At 39.8% G+C, this 24,644-nt stretch carries 18 protein-coding genes; 12 read left to right on the top strand and 6 right to left on the bottom strand.

What is annotated here, in order from left to right; translation table 11 throughout:
• Positions 1 to 23: 23 nt before the first annotated feature.
• Positions 24 to 971 (bottom strand): peptidoglycan DD-metalloendopeptidase family protein, encoded by a 948-nt coding sequence (locus tag ACXJY6_RS15650; RefSeq protein WP_458768896.1) that lies wholly within the window; start codon positions 969 to 971, stop codon positions 24 to 26.
• 574 nt (positions 972 to 1,545) lie between these two features.
• Here ACXJY6_RS15650 and ACXJY6_RS15645 point away from each other — a divergent pair.
• The 3 genes from ACXJY6_RS15645 to ACXJY6_RS15635 all read left to right on the top strand — a co-directional run bounded on the left by ACXJY6_RS15645 (position 1,546) and on the right by ACXJY6_RS15635 (position 5,246).
• Positions 1,546 to 3,420 carry a PTS mannitol transporter subunit IICBA gene (locus tag ACXJY6_RS15645; RefSeq protein ID WP_456050021.1) on the top strand — a complete coding sequence of 625 codons (1,875 nt, stop codon included), beginning with the start codon at positions 1,546 to 1,548 and terminating at the stop codon, positions 3,418 to 3,420.
• Positions 3,421 to 3,514: 94 nt separating this feature from the next.
• Positions 3,515 to 4,660, top strand: coding sequence for a mannitol-1-phosphate 5-dehydrogenase (locus tag ACXJY6_RS15640; protein WP_458768895.1), 1,146 nt, complete (start codon positions 3,515 to 3,517; stop codon positions 4,658 to 4,660).
• A gap of 49 nt (positions 4,661 to 4,709) precedes the next feature.
• A complete protein-coding gene (locus ACXJY6_RS15635) occupies positions 4,710 to 5,246 on the top strand; it encodes an MltR family transcriptional regulator (protein WP_456050023.1) in 537 nt (178 codons plus the stop codon).
• Between the two features lie 120 nt (positions 5,247 to 5,366).
• On the opposite strand, the gene pdxH is transcribed toward ACXJY6_RS15635, so the two are convergent.
• The gene (gene pdxH, locus ACXJY6_RS15630) at positions 5,367 to 6,002 is read right to left on the bottom strand and encodes a pyridoxamine 5'-phosphate oxidase (protein ID WP_456050024.1); all 636 of its coding nucleotides are present in this window, start codon (positions 6,000 to 6,002) and stop codon (positions 5,367 to 5,369) included.
• 203 nt (positions 6,003 to 6,205) lie between these two features.
• On the opposite strand from pdxH, the gene ACXJY6_RS15625 reads away from it, so the two are divergent.
• The 4 genes from ACXJY6_RS15625 to ACXJY6_RS15610 are packed head-to-tail and all read left to right on the top strand — an operon-like array spanning position 6,206 to position 12,357.
• Positions 6,206 to 7,597 carry an HlyD family type I secretion periplasmic adaptor subunit gene (locus ACXJY6_RS15625; protein ID WP_456050025.1) on the top strand — a complete coding sequence of 464 codons (1,392 nt, stop codon included), beginning with the start codon at positions 6,206 to 6,208 and terminating at the stop codon, positions 7,595 to 7,597.
• Between the two features lie 36 nt (positions 7,598 to 7,633).
• Positions 7,634 to 8,296, top strand: a complete 663-nt coding sequence (locus tag ACXJY6_RS15620) for a transglutaminase-like cysteine peptidase (protein ID WP_456050026.1) — start codon at positions 7,634 to 7,636, stop codon at positions 8,294 to 8,296.
• Between the two features lie 14 nt (positions 8,297 to 8,310).
• Entirely contained in the window at positions 8,311 to 10,224 is a 1,914-nt protein-coding gene (locus ACXJY6_RS15615) for a bifunctional diguanylate cyclase/phosphodiesterase (RefSeq protein ID WP_458768894.1), read from the top strand.
• A gap of 12 nt (positions 10,225 to 10,236) precedes the next feature.
• A complete protein-coding gene (locus tag ACXJY6_RS15610) occupies positions 10,237 to 12,357 on the top strand; it encodes a type I secretion system permease/ATPase (RefSeq protein WP_456050028.1) in 2,121 nt (706 codons plus the stop codon).
• A gap of 100 nt (positions 12,358 to 12,457) precedes the next feature.
• On the opposite strand, the gene ACXJY6_RS15605 is transcribed toward ACXJY6_RS15610, so the two are convergent.
• The 4 genes from ACXJY6_RS15605 to ACXJY6_RS15590 all read right to left on the bottom strand — a co-directional run bounded on the left by ACXJY6_RS15605 (position 12,458) and on the right by ACXJY6_RS15590 (position 18,685).
• Positions 12,458 to 14,137 (bottom strand): flagellar assembly protein A, encoded by a 1,680-nt coding sequence (locus tag ACXJY6_RS15605; protein ID WP_458768893.1) that lies wholly within the window; start codon positions 14,135 to 14,137, stop codon positions 12,458 to 12,460.
• Positions 14,138 to 14,279: 142 nt separating this feature from the next.
• The gene (locus ACXJY6_RS15600) at positions 14,280 to 16,343 is read right to left on the bottom strand and encodes a tRNA(Met) cytidine acetyltransferase TmcA domain-containing protein (RefSeq protein ID WP_458768892.1); all 2,064 of its coding nucleotides are present in this window, start codon (positions 16,341 to 16,343) and stop codon (positions 14,280 to 14,282) included.
• A gap of 146 nt (positions 16,344 to 16,489) precedes the next feature.
• Positions 16,490 to 17,461, bottom strand: coding sequence for a ParB/RepB/Spo0J family partition protein (locus ACXJY6_RS15595; RefSeq protein ID WP_456050031.1), 972 nt, complete (start codon positions 17,459 to 17,461; stop codon positions 16,490 to 16,492).
• Positions 17,462 to 18,685: a ParA family protein gene (locus ACXJY6_RS15590; protein WP_456050032.1), complete on the bottom strand. Its 1,224-nt coding sequence runs from the start codon at positions 18,683 to 18,685 to the stop codon at positions 17,462 to 17,464.
• A gap of 1,168 nt (positions 18,686 to 19,853) precedes the next feature.
• Between ACXJY6_RS15590 and ACXJY6_RS15585 the strand changes: the two genes are divergently transcribed.
• The 5 genes from ACXJY6_RS15585 (at position 19,854) to ACXJY6_RS15565 (ending at position 24,625) form a co-directional block, all read left to right on the top strand.
• Complete coding sequence (locus ACXJY6_RS15585; protein ID WP_456050033.1) at positions 19,854 to 21,836, top strand: replication initiator protein RctB domain-containing protein; 1,983 nt, start codon at positions 19,854 to 19,856, stop codon at positions 21,834 to 21,836.
• Positions 21,837 to 22,072: 236 nt separating this feature from the next.
• Positions 22,073 to 22,270: a PA3496 family putative envelope integrity protein gene (locus ACXJY6_RS15580; protein ID WP_458768891.1), complete on the top strand. Its 198-nt coding sequence runs from the start codon at positions 22,073 to 22,075 to the stop codon at positions 22,268 to 22,270.
• Positions 22,271 to 22,421: 151 nt separating this feature from the next.
• Positions 22,422 to 22,631, top strand: coding sequence for a DUF3283 family protein (locus tag ACXJY6_RS15575; RefSeq protein WP_456050035.1), 210 nt, complete (start codon positions 22,422 to 22,424; stop codon positions 22,629 to 22,631).
• A 69-nt stretch (positions 22,632 to 22,700) separates the two neighbouring features.
• Positions 22,701 to 23,420 carry a YebC/PmpR family DNA-binding transcriptional regulator gene (locus tag ACXJY6_RS15570; protein ID WP_456050036.1) on the top strand — a complete coding sequence of 240 codons (720 nt, stop codon included), beginning with the start codon at positions 22,701 to 22,703 and terminating at the stop codon, positions 23,418 to 23,420.
• A 359-nt stretch (positions 23,421 to 23,779) separates the two neighbouring features.
• Complete coding sequence (locus ACXJY6_RS15565; RefSeq protein WP_458768890.1) at positions 23,780 to 24,625, top strand: ion transporter; 846 nt, start codon at positions 23,780 to 23,782, stop codon at positions 24,623 to 24,625.
• Positions 24,626 to 24,644 lie beyond the last annotated feature (19 nt).

Genomic DNA, 24,644 nt, shown 5'->3' with positions numbered 1-24,644 from the left:
CCTTTCCTCTTACCAAAGAACGATTAGCTTTCTGGAACAAATTTAGATTTTCTATCTTTAGATGAAAGTTGAAGTTGATTGCTAACTCGACTCTCAATTCCTGCAACTAAAGCATCCCATTTAATGCCTTTTACTTTAGTAAATATTTCTTCAAAGTTACTCACATTCCAATCTACAAATGGACGTGGGTTGAGGGGTTTACCAACAAATCTTACCTCATAATGTAAATGTGGTCCTGATGACAAACCACTATTACCAGAGTAGCCGATCAAATCCCCTTTACTCACAAAATCACCATATTTTACGGCGAACTTACTTAAATGTGAGTAAGAGCTAGTGAAGCCATATGAATGTTGAATCCGTAGAAAATTACCCGACCCTTTATTGCTTGCCCTAGCCGCTTCAATAACGCCATCTGCTGGAGCGTAAATAGGTGTACCAGTATTCACCGCAAAATCTTGGCCACGGTGGATTTTCACTTTTCCAGTAATAGGATGAATTCTTTTACCATATCCCGATGAGATTGGCGCATTAATGACAGGCGCACCACTTGGAATTTGATTCAGCATCATTGTGCGCATTTGCGAGGTGATAGAAGCAGTATCAAGACGAGAAATTAATTCAACGTCAGGATCGATAACGCCTAATAATCGTTCGAGATCTTCAAGTCGATCAGCAACTTGTAGCATTTGCTCTTCACGATTCGATACATCTGATTCTAATTCTTGTTTGAGTTCACTCAAGCTCTCCACTTCTTGAAGCAAAGATGTAGATTGAACCTGAAGTTCATTTTGCTTAGATTTCGCTATAGTCACTTCATGATTAAGCTGATAAATAACACCAGCTGCACAAACAGAGCCAATGACTAAGCCTAAAATAGAAAACTTAATAAAACGGAAAGTGGGTTTCGCAAAGTGAAAGCGTTGTATGCCACTTTCTGAGCGAACAGATACGATAACTCTATTTTTCATTGATATTGCATTATCTTAAGCGAAGAAAAAAAAACATACTAAAGTTAGTAATGATTCGAGATCTAACTCTAAAATGAAAAATACTCATACTACAGCCAGAATTCCCATTATAAAGCAAATACCAAGCACTCTGACAGCCCAATGTAAAATGTATAAAAATTACAGAACAGCCAATCAAACTATGGTTTTATTGCTGAATCATTCATAAACAATCTATTTTTGGGAGCAGCATCACTTAAATTTAAAGTAAGAAAAAATTAAAGATTAATTTTGTGAGGAATATCACCCAAAGATTAAAAAAAAACTTTTCAACAATGTGATCCACGCCCTAAAAAACAAATTGACTCTTCTATCACTTATCCTATGTAAGATAATTACACTCACTTTTGATGATCAAGATCACATTATTTTTCCGACAACTTACCAATTATGAGGCTATGGTCACGAAATTTAGCCCGTTAAATCGAATCTCATTTTATGTGTTATGTTTATTAGGACCTAAACGAACTAGCGACTATATATAGCCGCTAAAACAACAACAAAATTCTAACTGATCATCGAACGGGGAATTCATATGTTATCACCAGATGCTAAGGTCAAGGTTCAAAACTTTGGTCGCTTCTTATCTAATATGGTAATGCCAAACATCGGAGCATTTATTGCTTGGGGTTTCATTACTGCACTTTTCATTCCAACAGGTTGGGTACCAAACGAGACACTTGCTAAACTCGTAGGTCCTATGATTGTAAACCTTCTTCCAATTCTTATCGGTTATACTGGTGGTAGATTGGTTGGCGGTGAGCGTGGTGCTGTCGTTGGTGCAGTAACAACAATGGGTGTTATTGTTGGTACCGACATTCCAATGTTTATGGGTGCTATGTTTGCTGGTCCTTTGGGTGGCTTAGCAATCAAGAAATTTGATGAAGCTATAGAAGGTAAAGTTAAGAGCGGTTTTGAGATGTTGGTAAACAACTTCTCTGCAGGGATCATCGGTATGATCTGTGCAATCATCGCATTCTTCGTAATCGGTCCATTCGTATCAGGCGTTTCTACTGCTCTAGCAGCTGGTGTTGACGTGTTGGTTCAAGCACACCTATTACCTTTAACTTCTCTTTTTGTTGAGCCGGCTAAGATCCTATTCTTAAACAACGCTATCAACCACGGTATCTTTACTCCACTAGGTGTACAACAAGCTGAAGAAGCAGGTAAATCAATCTTCTTCCTTATTGAAGCTAACCCAGGTCCTGGTCTAGGTCTTCTATTAGCGTACATGGTATTTGGTAAAGGCAGTGCTAAGCAATCTGCTGCTGGTGCTTCTATCATTCACTTCTTGGGTGGTATCCACGAGATTTACTTCCCATACGTTCTAATGAACCCTCGTCTAATCCTAGCTATGATGGCTGGTGGTGCAACGGGTGTATTCGTTAACGTTATGTTCGATTCTGGTCTAATTTCTCCAGCATCTCCTGGTTCAATCTTTGCTGTATTACTGATGACTCCTAAAGCAGCATTTGTTGGCGTTATTCTTTCTGTAGTTTGTGCTGCAGCAGTAACATTCGTAGTTGCTTCACTTCTACTTAAAACTTCAGGTTCAACTGACGAAGATGAAGGTTCTCTAGAAAAAGCAAGCTCACAAATGAGTTCAATGAAAGCTGAATCTAAAGGTCAAGCGTCGACTTCAACACCAACTTCAGGTGTTAAGAAAATCATCGTAGCTTGTGATGCAGGTATGGGTTCAAGCGCAATGGGCGCAAGCATGCTACGCAAAAAGGTTCAAGAAGCTGGTTTAGACATTAGCGTTACTAACCTAGCAATCAACAACCTTCCACAAGATGTCGATATCGTTGTAACTCACAAAGATCTTACTGACCGTGCTGTAAAACATGCTCCAAGTGCACACCACATCTCATTAACTAACTTCCTAGATAATGAAATGTACAACAACTTGGTAAGTGAACTTAAAGGCAATGCTTCAGGCGCAGCTGCAAAGGAGGCGAGTGAAGACAGCGGAAAAAAGTCGGTATTTAAGATCGAAGCTAAGAACGTCCAGCTTGGATTGAAAGCATCGAACAAAGAAGAAGCAATTCGCTTCGCAGGTAATAAACTTGTCGAACTTGGGTATGCTCAACCAGAATACGTTGATGCAATGTTCGAGCGCGAGAAGATGGTTTCTACTTATCTAGGAGAATCAATCGCCGTACCTCACGGAACTATTGATGCAAAAGATAAGGTAATGGAAACGGGGATTATTATCTGTCAATACCCTGACGGCGTACAATTTACTGACGACGAAGATGGTGTGGCAAAATTAGTAATCGGTATTGCAGCGAAAAATGATGAACACATCGCGGTAATCACCACTATTACTAATGCTCTGGACGATCCAGATGCGATTGACGTACTAACTTCTACAAGTGACGTAAATGCTGTTTTAGAAATACTTAGTTAAAATAGGATACTTAGCTTCTTAAGTTCCTAGTTGAATTGAGGTCGGTGGATAAATACCGACCTCATTTCTACAAATCATTTTAGGTAAATTTTTTATGAAAAATGCAATTCATTTTGGCGCAGGAAACATTGGTCGTGGCTTTATTGGTAAACTACTTGCAGATGCAGGTATCCACGTTACTTTTGCCGATGTAAATCAAGAAGTCGTTGCTAAACTAGCATCTGACAATCAATATCAAGTTAAAGTTGTTGGCGAAGATTGCCAAATCGACACAGTAACAAATGTGACAGGTATCTTATCAAACGGCCCTGAAATCGTTGACGCAATTGCTGCAACTGACCTAGTAACTACCGCTGTTGGTCCAACTGTATTAGACATCATCGCAAAAACAATTGCTGATGGTATCGCAAAAAGAATCACCTCTGGAAACACAGCTCCTCTTAATGTTATCGCGTGTGAAAACATGGTACGTGGTACAACACACCTTAAAGCTCAAGTTTTCAAACACCTTCCAGCGGATCTACAAGAGCAAGCCGAAGAGCTTGTTGGTTTCGTAGACTCAGCAGTAGACCGAATTGTCCCACCAGCAGAAGCTTCTGACAACATTCTTGATGTAACCGTAGAAAGCTTTAGTGAATGGATTGTCGATGAAGGTCAATTCAAAGGTGATATTCCAACTATCGCTGGTATGGAAAAAACAAACAACTTAATGGCGTTTGTTGAACGTAAATTGTTTACTCTCAATACAGGCCACTGTGTTACGGCTTACCTTGGTTGCCTCAACGGCTTCGCAACGATCAAAGAAGCGATTGAGAACGATGCTATCAAGGCAGACGTGACCAAAGCCATGCAAGAAAGTGGTGAAGTTCTAATTCGTCGTTACGATTTCGACAAAGATGCTCATGCTGCATATATACAGAAAATCTTGTCTCGTTTTGCTAACCCTTACCTAGTCGATGAAGTAGACCGTGTAGGACGCCAGCCAATTCGTAAACTGGGTGCAGGAGATCGCTTGATCAAACCTCTACTTGGTACAATTGAATACTCAACGAGCAATTCGACACTTTTAAAAGGTGTGGCTGCAGCTCTGAAATATACTAACGAATCCGACCCACAAGCTATCGAATTACAAGAATATTTGAAAGCAAATGGTGTTATCGCGACGCTAGTTAAATATTCAGGTCTCGAAGCAGACGGAAAAGAAGCAAAAGAAGTCGTGGAAATTTTCGCGACTTTATAAGAATGTTAGGGAGGGAACTCCCCTCCCTTTTTACTCTCTGATGTGATTTATGGCTGACACGATAAACGAAACATATATTATCGAGCAACTGAATGCAGCCCCATCTGTTCGCGGTTTTTTCATTGCGGCCGATGAAATTTTTGAGTTAGCCATTGACATGCTTACTCAACGAATTTTTCGCAGTGACTATCTCGCGGTAAAATCTGTTATTAATCCCCTTCTCGACTCCAATGGCCCACTTGGTGACCTTTTAGTCCGCCTAAAGCTACTTTACGGCTTAGGTGTCGTGCCTGATAAGACATTTCACGATATCGAAAGCATTCTCAGTATCAAAGGATTTCTAAACAGCGAAAGGTTTGAATATCAGTTTACTGATCAAGTCATTTTAGATCGGATTAAAAACCTTACTGCAATGAAATCAGTCGGAAATGTTGCCTTTGACTTCCCTCAGCCAAGCAGCGATATGGACCCGCAACTGCATCAACTTCATATGAGCCGAATTCAACAAGTTATCCGCTCAAGTCTCTCTCTTGCAATTGTTGAACTCTGCGCTAGCCTCAATATCGATAGCCCATTTTCGACCTAGTGATACGAAAAAGTAAATCGACACTCTCAAAAAAACACCTTACATATTCACAGATAACGTTATGATCTTATACGGAACGATATAAAAATAAGTAAGAACTACTGAGAGTGTGCACATTAATTAAGGCGCTAACCTATCGATATTCCAATTATTGTCTTGTCGGCAATATAAAAAGCGATCATGAAGTCGATGTTCACCACCTTGCCAAAACTCGAAGCTTTCCGGTTTAATCCGATATCCACCCCAAAAACTTGGCACGGGTATATCACCACTTTCAAATTTTTTCTTCAGTTCTAAATACTTTCCCTCAAGAATTCCTCTGGCCGATATCCGGCTACTCTGATGAGAAGCAATAGCGGCAATCTGACTCTCCTTAGGACGAGATGTGAAATATTTAATATTCTCCATTGTCGTCAATTTTTCCGCATGCCCAGTGATATGAACTTGTCGTTCCAACATGTGCCAAGGAAAGTGAACACTAATCTTGCTGTTCGAAGCTAAATGCTGTGCCTTTCGGCTGCCCAGATTAGTGTAGAAAACGAGCCCATCTTCATCGATGTGTTTTAAAAGCACGATACGCTGAAATGGCTGACCACTTTCATCAACAGTAGCAATAGTCATTGCGGTTGGATCGGTAAGCTTTGCATCGATCACTTGCTTAATCCAAACATCAAACTGTTGGAAAGGACTGTTCATTAAGTCCTTACGACGAAGGCCACCTTTAATGTATTCGCGACGAATATCAGTGAGTTCCATTTTTACTCCAAGCTCTAAAATCCAAATAGGTTTTGGGTAATTGTGCTCCCTTCATCATAGGAACTCAAGCCTTGGCTCAATCTGCTTCCTTAATTTCATTAAAATACTGACAATGAATTTTTGCGTAAAAATCACCATGTCCTAAACTTAGTTCTATAGATACATATCCATTGTGTATTTCACAATGAAATTAGGATGTTCGGATGCCAAAGGACAGCTACAACGAGCTCTCCTCTGAGGAGCTAGAATACGTCGACGATAAAACGGCGGCACTCTTACTTAATACGCCACACAAGGCTAGGGTCATGCTGTGGGTGATGCTATTGTTTTTCATTTTTGCTGTTATTTGGGCTTCGTTTGCTGAAATAGATAAAATGACGGTTGGGCAAGGAAAAGTTGTCCCTTCATCACAAATTCAAGTGATTCAAAACCTTGAAGGGGGATTAGTCAAAGAAATTCTCGTTCGAGAAGGTCAACATGTTAAAAAGGGACAGCAACTTCTACTACTAGATGAAACTCGTTTTCTTTCTGACTTTAGAGAGCGTGAACAAGACCTAGCGAATCTACAAGCGACCGCCATTGAACTCTCTGCTTCAATTGATAGTGTCGTGATTAGTGAAGTAATTGAAGGTTCCGATTGGCAAAAGAGTGTCATCATCAGTTATGACAAACTCGAATTTCCAGAGCAACTAGAACAAGAAGAACCGAGGTTAGTTTCTCGCCAGAAAGCCCAATATCGCCAAGAACTCGATAATTTGAGAAATAAAATAGCGGTTGTCGATGAGCAGGTTAAACAAAAACGACAGGAGCTCGTAGAATTAAAATCTAGAGTCAATAACCAACGCGCAAGCTATAACCTTGTAAAACAAGAGCTTAATATAACAAAACCACTCGCTGATGAAGGCGTCGTGCCATTAACCGATTTTCTCAAGCTCCAACGTCAAGTCAATGATGCACAGCGAGAGTTATCAACCAGTCGACTTAAAATTCCATCGACAGAAGCGATGATCAGAGAAAGCTTGTATGCTCGTATTGAAACCGCACAAAAATTCCGTTCTGAGCAACAGCAAAAACTCAACCAAGCCCAAGACAAACTCTCATCCAGTTCCGAGTCTGCCGTTGGCCTCGAAGATAAAGTAAACCGAACTGTAATCACGTCACCTGTAAACGGTACTGTCAATGCTCTTTATGCCAATACCGTAGGTGGCGTTATCAAACCCGGAATGGATATCGCCGATATCGTACCATCGGAAGATAACTTGCTTATCGAAGCACGTATTGCTCCACAGGATATCGCTTTTTTACGCCCGGAGCTCACCGCTGTGGTTAAGTTTAGCGCATATGATTTTACTAAGTTTGGGGGACTTCCTGGTTCACTAGAATATATCGGAGCCGATACCCAACAAGATGAAGAGGGAAATAGCTATTACCTAGTTCGAGTCCGAACATTCTCAAACTCACTTAATACAAATGGAGAGTTACCAATAATTCCTGGTATGACAGCATCCGTCGACATAATCACAGGTAAGCGCACTGTTATGGAGTATTTATTGGGACCAATATTAAGTGCAAAGAAGAATTCTCTACGTGAATAATAAAACTATGATATTTACATTATGTAGAGGTGTGGAATGTTAATAAGACGCCTAGCTATTTTGCTCTGTTTTTTATTCATAGTTGCTTCACCTCAGGCACTTAATACCAGAGATCAGATGTGGATCGATCAAGTATCAACATTCTATGGTAAGCGGGCTGGAAAACGAGTTGAATCGTGGCGCAATGCAATGGAAAAGTACAAAACCTATCCGACCCTTAAGAAGCTGCAAATGGTTAACCAGTTCTTCAATCGAATGAAATTTGTTAATGATATCGATTTATGGGGTAAAAATGATTACTGGGCGACTCCATTGGAGTTCCTTGGTGCCAATGCGGGTGATTGTGAAGATTTTACGATTGCGAAGTATTTTTCATTGATAGAAGTTGGCATTCCTGACGAAAAGCTTAGGTTAGTCTACGTTAAAGCCCTCGATTATAATTTATTTCATATGGTCTTGGCCTACTATGAAACGCCAACATCTGTTCCACTAATATTAGATAATTTGATTCCAAAGATAAAACCGTCAACAGTACGCAGGGATCTCCTCCCAATTTATAGTTTTAACGGTACAAGTTTGTGGTTAATGAAATCCAAAAATGGGCAACTCGCCGGTGAATCATCTCGCTTAAGTTTATGGAATGATTTACGCGAAAAACAACGTTCCTTAGTCTTCAATAAACCAATAGTTAAATACTAGTAAGTAGGACCAAAATGACTTTATATAAACAGATTGTTTCGGGAATGATAGCGCTATTTATTGTGTTAATTAGTGCAGTATTTATTATTGAATTAAGCACCACTAGAGCGAACTTAGAGCAGCAGCAAGACTCTGAAGTCACTAATACCATTAATGCGCTAGGCCTAGCTCTCGCCCCCTATTTAGATGAGGATGATGCCGTTGCCTCTGAGTCCGTCATTAACGCCCTTTTTGACGGTAGTTCATATTCATTAGTGAAGTTAGATTATATTGATGACTCTCGAACCGATATTGAGCGTATCTATCCCATTAGCCCTAGTAATGTTCCCTCTTGGTTTACTTCATTTGAATTATTTGAGCCTATCCATAAAAAAGCAGTCCTCACCAGTAACAGTTGGAAGCAACAAGCCAGTATTGAGATTGTTAGTCACCCAGGAGGGGCTTATCAGCAACTTTGGAGCGCATTGAATAGGCTTGTTGTCGCCTTTGGTTTTGTCTTTATCATCGCACTTGTGGCGATCGCGATTATCATTCGCTATGCGCTAAAGCCACTTCAAACCATTGTCGAAAAAATGGAACAAGTCGCCCGAAATCAATTCGGAAGCCCCCTACCCCACCCGAGAACAAAAGACTTGGTGTACGTCGTAGATGGCATCAATTACATGTCTGCGCAAGTTGAGAAAGGCTTTAAGAATCAAGTTCAAGAAGCACAAAGACTTCGTGAGCGCGCCTATATCGACCCCGTATCGAGGCTCGGAAACCGTTCATTTTACATGACACAACTAAATAGTTGGTTAACCGAAGGTGGTATTGGTGCTATTGCCATTCTGCAAGCAAGCTATATGGAAGATCTTTATAAGGCAAATGGGTATGAGATTGGCGACAAAGCTGTAAAAGAACTAGCGGACAAACTTCGTTTAGTAAACAACAAGGATGTCGTTTTAGGACGCCTATCTGAGTTCGAATTTGCTTATATATTCCCAAATATTGAGGACAAAAAAATCCCGAACCTTGCCGAGAATATTCTCAATGCTGTCGCAGATCTCAACCCCGATCCGACAGGAATGGCAAGCGCTGAGGTCTATCTAGGTATTGTAAGTAATAAAGCGAATAAGACTACATCAGACATTATGTCATTCTTAGATAACGCCCTTGCTGCTGCACGAGTAAACCCAAAACTTCCGTATGGATTTATCGCGAGCGAAAACGATACAGAGATCATGGGTAAACAGCAGTGGAAAGCGTTAGTCGAAGACGCAATTGACCATGGTTATGTGAAATTTCGCTATCAATCGGCTAGCAATAAAGCTGGTGATATTCTCCACAATGAAGTTTTCTCTTCCATAGAGAAAGACGGTCAACGCTATAGTGCTATCCAATATCTATTTGCACTAGAGCAACTTGGTGTTAGCCATATCTTCGACCAATATGTAATCCAGCAAATCGTTAGCCGTTTAGAAAACAAAACTCTAAGCGGAACGTATGCCATCAATATTGCACCAAGTAGTATCAAACAACCTAGCTTCATCCGTTGGGTAAACAATTTACTAAGCCGTAACCCAACTATCGCCCAATACTTACATTTTGAGTTACCCGAATCATGCTTTATCGATACTCCACACTACAGTGCGTTATTTTGTAATGCTGTTCGTAATGCTGGTGCTTACATTGGTGTCGACAATTATGGTCGCCACTTTGAATCGTTAGACTACCTCAATGAGTACCGTCCAAAATACGTCAAACTCGATTATCTCTTCACGCATCACTTGGATGATGAAAAACAAACCTATACGTTGACATCCATATCAAGAACAGCGCAAAACCTTGATATCATCACCATCGCTTCACGAGTCGAAACTACACAACAACTAGAGTTTTTGGCCGATAATTTTATCGATGTATTCCAAGGCTTTATAGTAGATAAGTAAAGGTAGATTTAAATGCAAGATACTCTTCTCAATTCGCTTATTTACGTCAGTCGATATTACGGTTTAGCGAATTCTCCTGAAGCTTTGATTAATGGTTTACCACTATCTGACGGAAAATTAACGACTTATCTATTTCCAAGGGCCGCTGAACGAGCCGGTCTTATTGCAAAAAATAACACGGCAAAGTTGGACGACATATCAACGTTGATCTTGCCGGTTGTTTTACTACTAAAAGATGGACAAGCTTGTGTTTTAAATAGCTTTAACGAAGATAAGACAGAAGCAGAGATCGTCTTTTCTGACTCAGGAATGACTCCTGTAGCGATGAGTGTGGACGACTTAAGAGAGCGTTATACCAAGCGTTACTTTATGGTCAAAAAGCAGTTTCGCTACGATGAGCGTTCTCCCGATGTTCTCAAACCAAGCGAAGGGCATTGGTTTTGGAACACAATTTGGCAATCAAAAAAAATCTACCGAGACGTTCTTATTGCATCGGTTTTAATTAATATGTTCGCCATATCGATCCCGCTGTTTTCACGACTTGTGTACGATAAGGTGGTACCAAACTTAGCCTATGAAACCCTTTGGGTACTTACTACAGGCATACTGCTCGTCTTTATATTTGATGTCGTCCTAAAGCTATTACGCAGTTATTTCATTGATGTCGCAGGCAAGAAAACCGACGTACTTATATCATCAAAACTGTATGCCAAAGTACTCGGTATTCGTTTAGAGGCTCGTCCTGCGTCAACGGGGGCATTTGCTAGGCACCTCCAAGAGTTCGAATCCATTCGCGAGTTTTTCACATCGGCGACAATTTCAACGTTAATAGACCTGCCCTTCTCGTTGTTATTCTTGGCCATAATTTGGCTGCTCGCTGGGAACGTTGTTTTAGTCCCAATAGCAGGGGTAATCATCGTTGCCGTATATTCCTACTTTGTTCAAGATAAGCTCCGCCTTGCTATAGAAGAAGGGTCTCGTTTGGCATCGCAAAAATACGCCAATTTAATTGAGAGCATTTATGGACTCGAGACGGTAAAACTGTTTGGTGCACAAAGCCAATTCCAATTTCGATGGGAAGAAGCTGTCGCTCATATGTCGAACTGGAGCTTGAAGAGTCGCCGAATTACAGATGGTGTACAAAATGTAGCAGGATTCGTCCAGCAAGCTTGTACGGTTGGTATTGTGATTGTCGGTGTATATATGATCGGCGATGGAGAACTTACCTTAGGTGGTCTAATCGCCGCTACAATGCTAAGTGGAAGAGCTATTTCTCCGATGATTCAATTGTCTCTCCTTTCCACTCGTTACAATCAGGCAAAGTCATCACTGACCATTATTGAACAAATAATGTCGTTACCAGATGAACAAGAAGAAGGGAAACGCTATATACATCGTCCTATATTCAAAGGAAAAGTAGAGTTAGACCGTGTTTCCTTTAACTATCCAAATTCAACAGTCGCTTCGATTCGTGACGTGAGTTTAACGATAAACCCTGGTGAAAAAGTGGCAATCATAGGGCGTATCGGGTCAGGGAAAAGTACCATCCAGCGCTTAATCATGGGGTTATACCAGCCAACTGAAGGTAATGTACGTATCGACGATACCAATATTACACAACTTCACCATGTTGATGTACGTCGCAATATTGGCTGTGTGCCGCAAGACAACGTTCTATTCTATGGGTCTATTCGTGACAATATCACCTTAGGACGACCTTTATCTGATGACCATGATGTTTTAGAAGCAGCACATCGAGCTGGTGTCAGTGTATTTACTCAGCAAGAACCGGCCGGTCTAGAGCGTCAGGTAGGCGAAGGCGGTCAATTGTTATCTGGAGGTCAACGTCAGTCAGTTTCAATCGCTCGAGCGATTCTAGGCCGCCCTCCGGTGCTGTTGCTAGATGAACCAACCAGCGCGATGGATAATCGAACAGAAATGAACATCAAAAATATGCTGAAACAATTGAACTCACAGGAGACGTTAATTCTAATCACGCATAAAACCACAATGCTCGACATTGTGGATCGGATTATTGTAATGGAGAAAGGCAGCATTATCGCCGATGGTCCGAAAGAAGACGTATTAAACGAATTACGCCAAGGAAATGTGAAATCAACAGATAGAAAATGATGTACGGTATAAAGCTAAACATTTGTACAATTTAGATAGCTGCGCTAGTAGATACATTGTTTACTAGCGTTTTACTCTCCAACCGACGATTGAATTGAAACTATAAATCCCCTTTTATGTCGGAATCCAATAGTGCAGACTTACAACTTATCTCATATTGGTTAAAAGAAAATAGACTTGCTCCATGTTCATTCTTAGTTATTATTTGTTCATTTCCAAATTGGAGTGTTACATGCGTGTAGACCTGATGTTTTACTTCAATGGTATTACGTTCCAAACTTTCCTCTAAATCGCTGTTAGACACGTCTAAAACGTTTTTAGCGACGATCATAGCCTCATTAGCCGATTCTTTTAGTTCTTCAATTTCTTGTTCTTCGTTATCAGAGCGTTCCGACTTTGGTTTCTTTTTAAAATCCAACTCACGTCGTACTAGCTTCATCGTTTTATCTTGTGCAAGTAAGTACTGTTCTCGTAGCGTTTCGATTCTCGCTTTCATGGATGAATAGCAAGCAAAACATTCAACACTCGTAGGCGTATCACCTTCTACTCCTAAGTTATAACAAATCACCTTACCACCAACTTTTGTATGTCCACCGCTTAATGTTCCATGCTGAATCCGAGAATCGAGTACCGTTAAATCTTCGCCGCAGCTAAGGTCATTGCTCAATGAGTGCATAGCAAGGTGAATATGGTGATGAGATTGCAGCAGTGAGTACTGTGCATAATTCGCTTTTATCGAACCACCTGACTTTACTGTACAAGTTTTTGGATCTCCTTCACTTACGGTATGGCCAATAATTCCTTTCTTTACAAAAATATCGCCTTGCGCCTGAACATCTGCGGATTCAATAAACCCACCGACTAATATATTTCCAGTCGCCCGGACAACCATATCTGCCTCTATATTGCCAGTAACAACTAGGCTGCCTTTAAATTTAACGTGGCCAGTTTTCACGCTAATATTTTCCATACAAAGCGCATTCTCAATATGAACAGTTCCATCCTTTATTAGAGGCATCCCTGTTTCAGTGGCAATGAGAAGGTTAGAATCATTCGCGTCAATCTCTGTTCCTTTACCAACTTTTAATGTCACATCTTTCCCAGGAAGCAAATCTAACGCATCCCCATGGACTGTATAGCCAGCATTACCTTGTGTCGGAGGTTCACGCTTTAAGACTGGTTGATTAACCTCGACACTCACAGTATCCCCAAGGTTTCGCATGTCCACTTTAGTAGAATTACCTTCTGCTTGTGGAGCCAAAACTTGTTTTGTCACATCAGGAATAAGAGGTTTCAGGCGGCCATCTCGACCAGGAACCGTTTTTTTACCTACGGCAACAGCCTGTGTGTATTCTTTACCAGCTTCTAAAGAATTGCTAATCTGAAGGACTTTTTTTAATGCGAGCTTATTAATTCCCTTAGTTACATGACTATCCGCTAATGCATGTACAATTTCACTACCACGTAAACCACGACCACCATAAGCCCCGGTTACAATCATATGGGCGAGCATTTTATCTTCACTAATTTCTATAGAGAGTTCGGCATTTTTTATTTCCGCCACAATGACGCCTTCTAACGCTTTGTGATTTTTCTCGTTAGCCCACGTGATAAACTGATCCAACTGTTCGGAGTCCAAGTAATAAGTGTCCGCATTTAGATCCGCGATCACTTCGTTAACACCACTTTTAGTTAAACGCTGCGTTAATTTCACATCATCACTCAACTTCGCAACTATGCAAGTTCCACTGTCGTCAAGCGATAGAAAATTCTGCCACATACTCAATTACTCTAGCTAAATGCCTTATTACAGTGTAAGCAATAGCTCCCAAAAGGCGTATGTTTGATCTATATAATTATGCTGTCAGTCACGTTGGGCACCGTTTACACTGTAAATTTCACAAATACCACGTCGAGGAAAATTAATCTTGGCTGGTTTTACACTGTAAATAATTGAACCATTTTTCAACATCGCTGCGAAATTTAGCTTCTGCAGCTGATTTCCCAGACAAAGAAAATTGACTTGCGCAAGCTTTCCAACTTTTCAATTGAATAACTTTAGCAATAATTAGGTCGCTAAGGTGTACGTTACATGAAGGGTGAGAAGTAAAACTATATCGTAACAATGGCTCGATACTTTCAAAGTTAGAACCACCCTGACAGTAACGATAAAGTAACCTCTGAGGGATAACAATCGGAGAGAGGCACCTAGAATTATGTGTGAATAACTTTCTAATCAGTTCGATCGGCAGAGACGAAAATAATGCTGAATCAATAAAGGGGAGTGTAGCGAGGAAACGTTGATGTAATACATTTACAAAATCAAAGTTAGGAGCATGAAGATACAACATAGAATAAGTGCCACTAACATGATCTCGGCGACTGCCTAACTTTACGGGAATAAACTGGCATTGTGTCCAAAAGTCATGCAGCCCAGTGGTAACGCCAAAACTTGTTCCAACATAGTCAGTATTCGTATCCTTGAGCGTAAATTCGATCAACTTTCTGCCTATGCCACAACGAGTCAAACTTGGATGAACAGCGATTCTCATGATTCGTAAACATGTCAAATTATAAACATCATCAATGCCTAGTTGATTGATCAAGGTAACCGGAACCAAATGACCAGGTGGTCGACGTCGACCAAGAGAGATGTCTTCAACGAGTTCATTCGCTATCGGGCCTTCTTCTACAGCTAAAAGACATCCGACTGGAACATCATCTATTGTAGATACGTATACAGATATCGCATCGTTACTGAGTAATGAAAACCAATCATTAGGAGACGTTTGATAGTGAGCATGAACTAATAATGAAAATAAAGAATTGGATAAATCGATGTCGATATACAGACGCGGTTTAGAAACCCGAGAAAAGGTGAGTTGTTCAAAATTAAATTCATTTACCTCATACATAGGAACTTGTGAGTTAAACATAAACGCAGATTCTAGCCACAATTCCAACGGATCGTTCTTAGCCCAACGTATGGGTTGTGAAAGGTGGACTTGGCGAAGATTTGGATAGACAGACTTTATCCATGAACAAAACTTAAGAGAGAATCCGCGACCACATCCTTCATAGCCATGTTGTGTCGACGAAAATACGACTCGAGAATAGCGTTTTGCGATATCCATGAGTATGGGAACAGGAATGGCAGCGGCTTCGTCTATGAGCATTAAATCGCATTCAGGAGTTTCGTCAAGCAACCTATCAGGAGGAACGAATTCAAAGACACAATCGCCATATTCCAACCTCCCCTTAGTGAGAACTGAATCTGGCAGAGCAAGGTTTGCATGAACAAAAGCATTGCAAACAGAAGCAAATAAAGGAGCGCAAATCACAATATAATGCGCGTGACCTAACTTAAATAACTCGGCAACAGACATCCCCAATGCAGATGTTTTACCCCGGCCGCGGTCCGCAGTGAGTAATAGTGGGCGGCCATTCCGACCAGATGCGACTTTTACAATGTGGGATATTGCGCTATTTTGCTCAGTTAGATTACTTCTATCTGATAAACCAATTGAGTTTATGGATATATTTTTAGCAACTGAGAAAGTCGACGAGTCAAGATCAAGTGGTGAAACTGAAGGAAGTTGTGCTAAAGAACGGAGCAACCAACGGTCAGAATAAGAAGATGATAAACTAGATTGATTATAGAAAAAAAGAAGACCACCACCACGCAAACAACCACACAATGAATTAAAACTATTTGCGTCAAAACCGCCAGATAAATCAACAAGTAGTAAATCGATATCGCGACCCAAGAACCCTTTACCCCGATTATACTCCACCAATATCGAATGTTTACCGTGTACTGTTCCCCCAAGTTCTACCACGATATTCTCCTCGAATACGAGCAGTAATTGTTGGATACAAGAATCGATTAGCTCCTGATCTAGCGAATCAATAGTATAAGCTAACCGGTGATTCGCGTCGGCCGCAATATTTTTTAATTCGTGAAAAACCGAATGTAGTGCGTTCATGAACAAAGCCAAGTAAATTAAGACTGATAAATATTATCACTGTTCGCATCCTCATTTCCTATATTCGTTGATAATTTATTTATGCTATCAATGAGCAAAAAAAATCCAAACCTAAGTTTGGATTTATAACGGCAGAAACATGAAGTTTAAGAAAGTCGCTCTTTAATCAACTCTAACAATTCCTCGAATAACGTATCATCAACTTTCTTTAAGTTTAACGTAACGTTATTCCCCTTACGGCTATAATTCGCTCGTCCTTTAACGAGTTCTGTTTTGGCGGGTGACACAACGACACTTGGTGATAGATCATCTATCCAAGTTTCCAAAGTCTCGGTTACATCTTTGGTCAAACGAGAAACTCCAGTAGAATCGCAACGTTGCCAAACATAGCCCGACGAATCACAACACTTTTCGAGTAACTGATCTTGCTGCTGTTTATTAAGCCCATTAAATTGTTTGTGCAGTTTAACGATAGTTGGACGCCCTAAATCGACAACATTGGGATAGGCTCGCAAAAGTTCAAGCGGGAGGTCGGCAGCTTTTAATGCTCCACTAACAAGTGCTTCACTACACTGGAACATTCTTGCCAAGGCTTTTTGATCAGAGGCTTCACCATTATCGAGTTTCGCCTGCATCTCTTTACCCTTTTCATATAAAGAAAGCGGTTTATGAGCATTCGCAACATCAGATAAAAACTTAGCGTGTTCTTGTTCAATATCTTCAGCGACATAAATTAAAAAGTCTTGCTCGGCAATAAGACATGCCATTCTCCGACGACTACCATCAAGTACTTCGATGACGCCCTCAGGTCCTTTGCGTCCAACTGCAGGATATTGCTGGCCTCTGTCTTTTAACGTCGCCAAGATATCAGAAAGAGCGTGTTGATTTAAAAATGATTGCTCACGAGCATTTTGATCAAATACCTTTGTTGCAACCGAAATCTCACTTGCAGGTATTTTAACTAACTCGAATGTAACCATTTCTTGGCCAGCAACCGAGAGTTCAATTACAGAAGCTTTATCTTTAGCGGCCGTTTGGGCCTCTAATGGCGTTGTCGCCCGACGTTTATTAGCTTTACCAAATAACTTAGCATTTAATTCAGATGTTTTTATCGCCATTTATCCTTGCCCCTGAGTTAGACCAGCCCAATATGAATGCAGCACTCGCTCTAGTTCTAAAGCACTTCTTTGTACCGCGTCTTGCGCAGTTGCGAGCGTTTTCTTACCACCTTCAAATTCACTTGTCGTTAAATCAAATACTGTGCTGTATGTATCAGCGCATGTTTCAAAAGCTCTACTTCGAGGAATAGTTGCCATCATAACTTGGTCCCCCAAGAGATAGTTCATTTCCGTAAGGACACCTACTTGTTTCTTATTGTCATCCTCAAACATCGTTGGCATAAGTCGAACAAATTCAAGTCCTTTCCAATCCTCTGGGAACATTTCATATACAGTAGGTAAATGTTGGAAGAAGTTGACTGTTGATGCCCAATCCAAACGTTTTGCGGCGCAAGGAATTAACAGAGCATTTGAGGCATACATAGCATTCCAGACTAATGGATCAACGTGAGGGCCCGTATCAATCATTATAATATCGAAGTCATCCGCAATCACATCAATCAATTTTTGCTTAAGTAATTTGACGATATCGAGCGACTGATTTGTTGAGAGATACTGCCACGCTTCCGCATTAAACATAGCATCTTCGGGAAAAGCAGAAATTGTTTTTAAATTTGGATATTGAGTAGACATTAAAACATTCTTTCGAAGAAAATTAATGTCAACCGTCTCCTCTTCAGGCACGTTGTCGAGCATGACATCGACTGCAGAATAGATATTACTTTGCTCGTTAAGGCTTACTTCAGGATTTAAAAATAGGCGTAAAGAGCCTTGAGGATCTAAATCTATCAAACATATTCGATATCGCTTTTCTAGATTCAAAGCTAGACACGCCGCAAGATGAACCGCGCTCATAGATTTGCCGGTACCACCTTTTTGATTTTGTACATTAATAACCCAAGGGGGAAGATTGGTACTGCGCTTACGCTGGTGAAACTTATCGACGCCAGCGGCATCCATCAACATATGTGCTTCTGGCAACGAAATAGAGTAGTGGTTCGCGTTATTTTTAGTAAATTGATGTCCTTCACTTTCTAGTTTCGTAATCGCTTCATCGAGTTTCCGGCGTGTTAATCCCGAGCGAGTTTCCATTAGTGCTTTAGACATAGGAGGAAAATGGTCATCATTTCTCTCTTCTAATACGATTTCAATACGATCAGCCTGAACCTGCTTTGTAACTTCAGCAAGCTCATAGAGACTTTCGATCGTTTGTGCTCTTTTCATAACCCAATTCCATTGTAAGTAGATTGAGTATTATTGTACAGCAATCACCAACTAAAACAACGAATCGGTGAACGAATAACTTGAATTAAAATATCAAGAATATGATAAAATTTTGATATTTAGCTGAAAATCACACTAATTTTAAATTTAGATATTGCAGTAATCTACCTAGATATTGCTTTAGAATTAAAATATTACAACGTCACGTTTTTACATTGTAAAACAATAATAGTAGGCTGATTTAATCCGTTAACTTTCGGAAACATACAAATACATGTATAAATTACGGAGAGTGTTTGTTCAATACTTTAATCGGTTCAATAATTCATAATATTCGTACTTAACACAGGAAAACACGAATATAGAATGAAATATTGGAAGTATGATCAAGGCAAATAAGTGTATACAAAACGAACAAAATTCTCTGACTTGAAAACATGATCAAGGTGATTTACATCACTGATATACCGTAATTTTATCCATAAATTTGATCATTATTACGAAACAATGATCAAGAGTGAACGTACGCTCGGAAGCATATAAAATCTTAAACAAAATACGGAGAAAGTAAGATTGATAAGGGCTGAAAGCAGGAAAGCCATTTAAATATGGTAAGAACGATAAATACAATTCCACACAAAACAGCTTGATCATGCTTTCATGCACTTATTATCGAATTATTTTGTCACTTATTCTAATGTTTTACGCCTAAATGCAGTTACCTAAATAGTAAAACAGCCAATTTCTCATCATTTTGGCAACTAAATGACTTTCTCTTGATCATGCTTACGTAAATATCACAAGAAAAATACACCGAATAGGGGAGTATGAAATACATAAACTGACTCAATGAACTCGTTAGACTTGATCATGCTTTCATATTTATACTGATCATACTTCTATAAATTATTGATCATGTTTTCGTAAATCAATGATCATGCGTTCGATGATCCTATGATCATGCTTTGGGGTTGGTAAAATAAATAACCTTAAATATCATAATATTACATAACAATCACTCAACGGATCATTAGATCATTTAAGCACTTAAAGATCATATAATCATTAAGATCATAAAATTCTATAAGAATATTTCCTTTCTTTTTTGTCTATTTCAGTTATTCTCGGATAAATAATTAAATTACATACATTGTTCATTGGACATAGAATGAATACCACTGAGAAAGTTTTAATTAAAGCGCCTAGAGATCATAAAGATGGCCACCTATTTAAAGTTAATGAGGATGCTGTCGAATGGGTCGGGCAGTATCAGCATTTTAAAGGTGTAACTAAAAGTATCGTCGAATTGCTAAATTTGATTGCATTGCGTGGATTCAGTAGTAACGATGGGTTGGTATCGACGACAGAATTAATTGAATCAACCGAAGGTAAATTAACTCGAGCGGCCATTCAGCAACGTCTAAGAGCGGCAGTGAGTATCGGACTATTTAGTCAAACACCAGTAAGGTTTGAACAAGGTTTAGCTGGAAAAACAATGCTCCATACTTTTGTCAATCCTAGCCAATTGATATCACTTCTCGGAACGACGAGTTTAGTGACAGAAAGTGTGAAACAGACTCAAAAACAAAAGCGTTCGAAAGCATTAGCTCAAACTCAAGTGAATGCCCGGTTATTAACCGAACATGGTCTAAATACACCGCCGTCTATGCGAGACGAAGCAGATCAATTTGTCGTATCTCCCGCAAACTGGACTGGAATTATTGACCAAGCATTAGCACCGTCGAGAACAAGAAAAAACTACCAAAAATCAATGGTCTCAATATCTGGCACTAAAGCTATCATCGAAACGCGTTCATCGAAAAATATTATGACCGTTGATGATATGATGACACTGTTTGCATTGTTTACTTTAACCGTTCAATACCATGATCATCACAAAGAAAACTATCATCTCAATACCAGCCAAGCACCGAATAAAACGCCTTTGTATATAACGGATATATTATCTTTGCGCGGCAAAAAAGACAGTGGCCCCGCGCGTGACTCGATCAGAGATAGTATTGACCGAATTGAATATACTGATTTTCAACTTCATGAGCTTACTGGTCGATGGTTAAGTGAAAATATGCCTGAAGGGTTTAAATCTGATCGATTCCGTTTTATCGCTCGTACGATAACGGCGTCAGAGGATGCCCCTGTCGAAGATAAACATTCAGGTGAAATAAGAATTAAACCGAATTTATATATTTTGGTTTGGGAGCCCTCATTTTACGAGGAACTCTTAACTCGCGATTACTTTTTCCTATTTCCACCTGAGATCTTGAGACAGCATACGTTAGTGTTTCAACTCTATTCTTATTTCCGAAGTCGTATGTCCCGTCGTCATTCAGATAGTATGAAACTGTCTGACTTAAACCAAAAACTGGCACGTGGTATTGAATGGCGACGTTTTTCTATGGATCTTATTCGTGAGTTGAAAAAATTGTCTGACGATCAAGTTGTGGAAGATGATTTTTCCGTTAATTTATGGGGATACCATTTAACGCTAACGTCGCTGAAAAAAAATGAAACCATCGCTGACTATCAGGTCGATATTAAGTGTAACGTAGAGGAAGTATTACGTTACGCCAGAGCGCGTACTACAAACGCTGGTAAGCGAAATATGGCTCCCACCTTGCCTAACCCATTGAGAAATGAACTCGTGTCTAAACAACACTTAGAAGAGCTTTCGACAATCATCGATGGTGAGTTTGAACCGATCCAACGTAAAACGCCTTCACCAAAGGGTAAACTTGGACGACGAGTTAAGCTCAGAAAACACCTTGTGGAAATTAATGCTGACGAAATTACTATAAGTTTAACTAAATATACCTCTCCAGAGGCTCTAGAACGAAGTATAACGGCATTATCCGTTATGACCGGACATTCTCCTTCGTCGATTAGAGAGGAGTGTCAGGAGCTTATACAGAAACTTGAATGGTTAAAAGTTGGAAACGACGTCATTCCATATGAAACCCTGAGTAAAGTAATCGAATTGTATAATGCTCAAGCAAATAGCAAGCACTTATCGATAGAACGTTTGATCGCCGGGTTGGCCGTTAGACGAAAAGTGTGTCGTTCCATTATCGAAGGGCCTATTGATGAAGCCGTATTTTACGCACTTGATGAAGTTGCTTCCGGGTCTGAATAGTTGCGTGTTATAAGATGTGTATTTGCGAATACGTACTCTATTTTATTGAGTCATTAATAAATATGAAATAATTGTTAATTAACAATTACTTATAAGTTATGTTCTCATCGATTAAATCAAGGTTTTTAAATTTATTTTGGTTGCATGTCTCACTTTATAATCAAAGATCTTAACAAGACAATTCACCTTCGCTATAGAATATAGTGTCTCGTACATGGTTTTCTTGGGAGGTGAATATGTCCATTAATTCTATTGATCACGATGAGATGTCGGATATCGCCCATAAGTGGGAGGAGTCTGAAGACGTTGAAGCGCAAAAACCGGCAAAAAATGTTAAGTCTGTTGAAGCGAGGAGGCGCATCGAAGCAATGCAAGAAATTAGAGAAAGCGGCTTAACGGTGGCTGAAGCTAAGGAACTTGGCCTACTGCATTGAACAATAAACAATCTTAAAGGTGGCATTAGTGCCACCTTTTTATTTGAATCATTTTCTTGATTTGTTTCATTATATAGCGGATTAGTACTCCTAATTGCCCTCGCTCCTGTGATATATTCCCTTGCCTGATTATCTACTTAGGGGTTTACCATTGTTATATAACCTCGCAGAATTAGACGCTGATACTAAAAATCGGATAGAAATTGATAAGCAAGCAGCTTATTTTATTTGGCAGCTAAAACAATCAATGATTGGACCCGATGTTATTTCAAAGTATTCGCAAGCTTTGCGTTCTGATGACGACAAAGTGTGTTTTGAAGATTCGATTAATAAATATAAAAAGCAAATGGGTGTCGTCTAGGTAGAGCCTCGACTACCAAGCTTTATTAATGATCGTCGTAATAAATCGATATATAGAGAGAAGATCCCGATGGGAAGAAGTTTTGAAGTGCGCAAGGCCTCAATGGCAAAAACTCAAGGCGCAAAAATTAAAGTTTATTCCAGATACGGTAAAGAAATTTACGTTTGTGCTAAAAATGGCGGCACAGATCCGGATATGAATTTATCGCTCCGTCACCTAATCACTAAAGCGAAAAAGGATCAAGTTCCCTCGCACGTGATTGAAAAAGCGCTAGACAAAGCTTCTGGAGGCGGCGGTGAAGATTATCAACCGGCACGCTATGAAGGTTATGCACCTGGTGGTGTAAGTGTGATCGTTGATTGTTTAACAGATAACGGAAATCGTACCTTTCAGGATGTGCGTCAATGCTTCGTGAAAACAGGCGCTAAGATTGGCGGTCCTGGTGCCGTATCTCATATGTTTGATCATCAAGCTGTATTTCAATTTAAAGGCGACGATGACGAAGCGATTTTTGAAGTGTTATTAGAAGATGATGTCGATGTGACAGACGTTGAATCGGATAGTGGCGTTATCACAGTGTTTGCTCCTCATACTGAGTTTTTTAAAGCAAAAATGTCTATTACGAATGCATTTTCTGATGTAACCCTTGATGTTGAAGAGATTACATTTGTACCGCAAACACATACGGAAGTTTCAGGAGAGGACGCTGAAAAATTCCAGAAATTCCTAGATTTACTTGATGAGTGTGATGACGTTCAACAGGTCTATCATAATGGCGAAATCGTATAAGCAATGACAGTGATCGTTATGTTACGCACTTGATCATGCTTCCGATAACTGATGCCGAACTCGTAGTGCTTAGCTAAAGATATGGGAGGGGAAACTCTCCCTTTCTAGTATTCACTTCCATCCACTTTGTCCCATCTTTTGCATTGTGTTCATCCTCTAATTAACCGTTGCCGCTATTTTAAAAAAACAATCGAAGCATAACGTGTTATCAGCGTGTTGTTTTATGTCATTCACTTGATAATAATTATGTTACATTTCTTTGCTCTACTGCATTGTTGACTTTTGTTATATATGACCCTTATTTATCTTTTACCGTGATGCTCGGCGTCACAATATATCAAATGTAAATCAAGGGTATTATGAGTTTTAGAAATGTACTAACGGGCATGAAAACAATTGAACGCAGTGTCTGGTTTCAAGGCTTTATCATTGCAACAATTATTATTGCCGCGTTAACCGTAGGAGCAAAGACGTACTCTTTGCCAGCAGGAGTTGAAATTGGTATCAATTACTTAGATACCTTCATCACAGTATTTTTTCTTGTCGAACTTAGTTTACGTTTTCTAGCGTACGACAATAAACGTCATTTTTTTCGCGACCCGTGGAATATTTTCGACACTATTATTGTCGTCGGAAGTTTAATCCCTATCTCGGAAACCGAGATGATACTACTTGCTCGTTTATTGAGAGTATTTCGAGTTCTTCGTTTAGTTTCTATTATCCCTGACCTACGCTTTCTGATTAATGCATTACTAAAAGCTATCCCTAAAATGGGGTATATTGCATTGTTAATGTTCATTATTTTCTATATTTTTGCCGCAACAGGTTCGATATTTTTTAATGATGTAAACGAGACACTATGGGGTGATATTGCCATTTCGATGTTGACGCTATTTCGTGTGGCGACATTTGAGGATTGGACCGATGTCATGTACGAGACCATGGAAGTGTATCCGCTAAGTTGGATCTTCTATATCGTTTTTATCTTTTTAACGGCATTTGTATTTTTGAATATGATGGTCGGTGTGGTACTGGATGTGATGACTCGTGAAACTGCAGAGAAAGAACAGGAGAATCAGGACAGTCATCATTATGCCCTTGTTGCACAAATAACCGAGCTACAGGCTCAAGTCAGCATATTGGCGGACAAAATTGATGCTCAGAATCCGCCGAATATGAAAGGCGATTCCATCGATAAAGTCTAAATAAAATCCGGCTAGTTTG

This window comes from Vibrio phycocola, from assembly GCF_054404255.1.
Note: the sequence above shows the minus strand (reverse complement) of the source record. Positions and strands in the feature narration are given on the sequence as shown.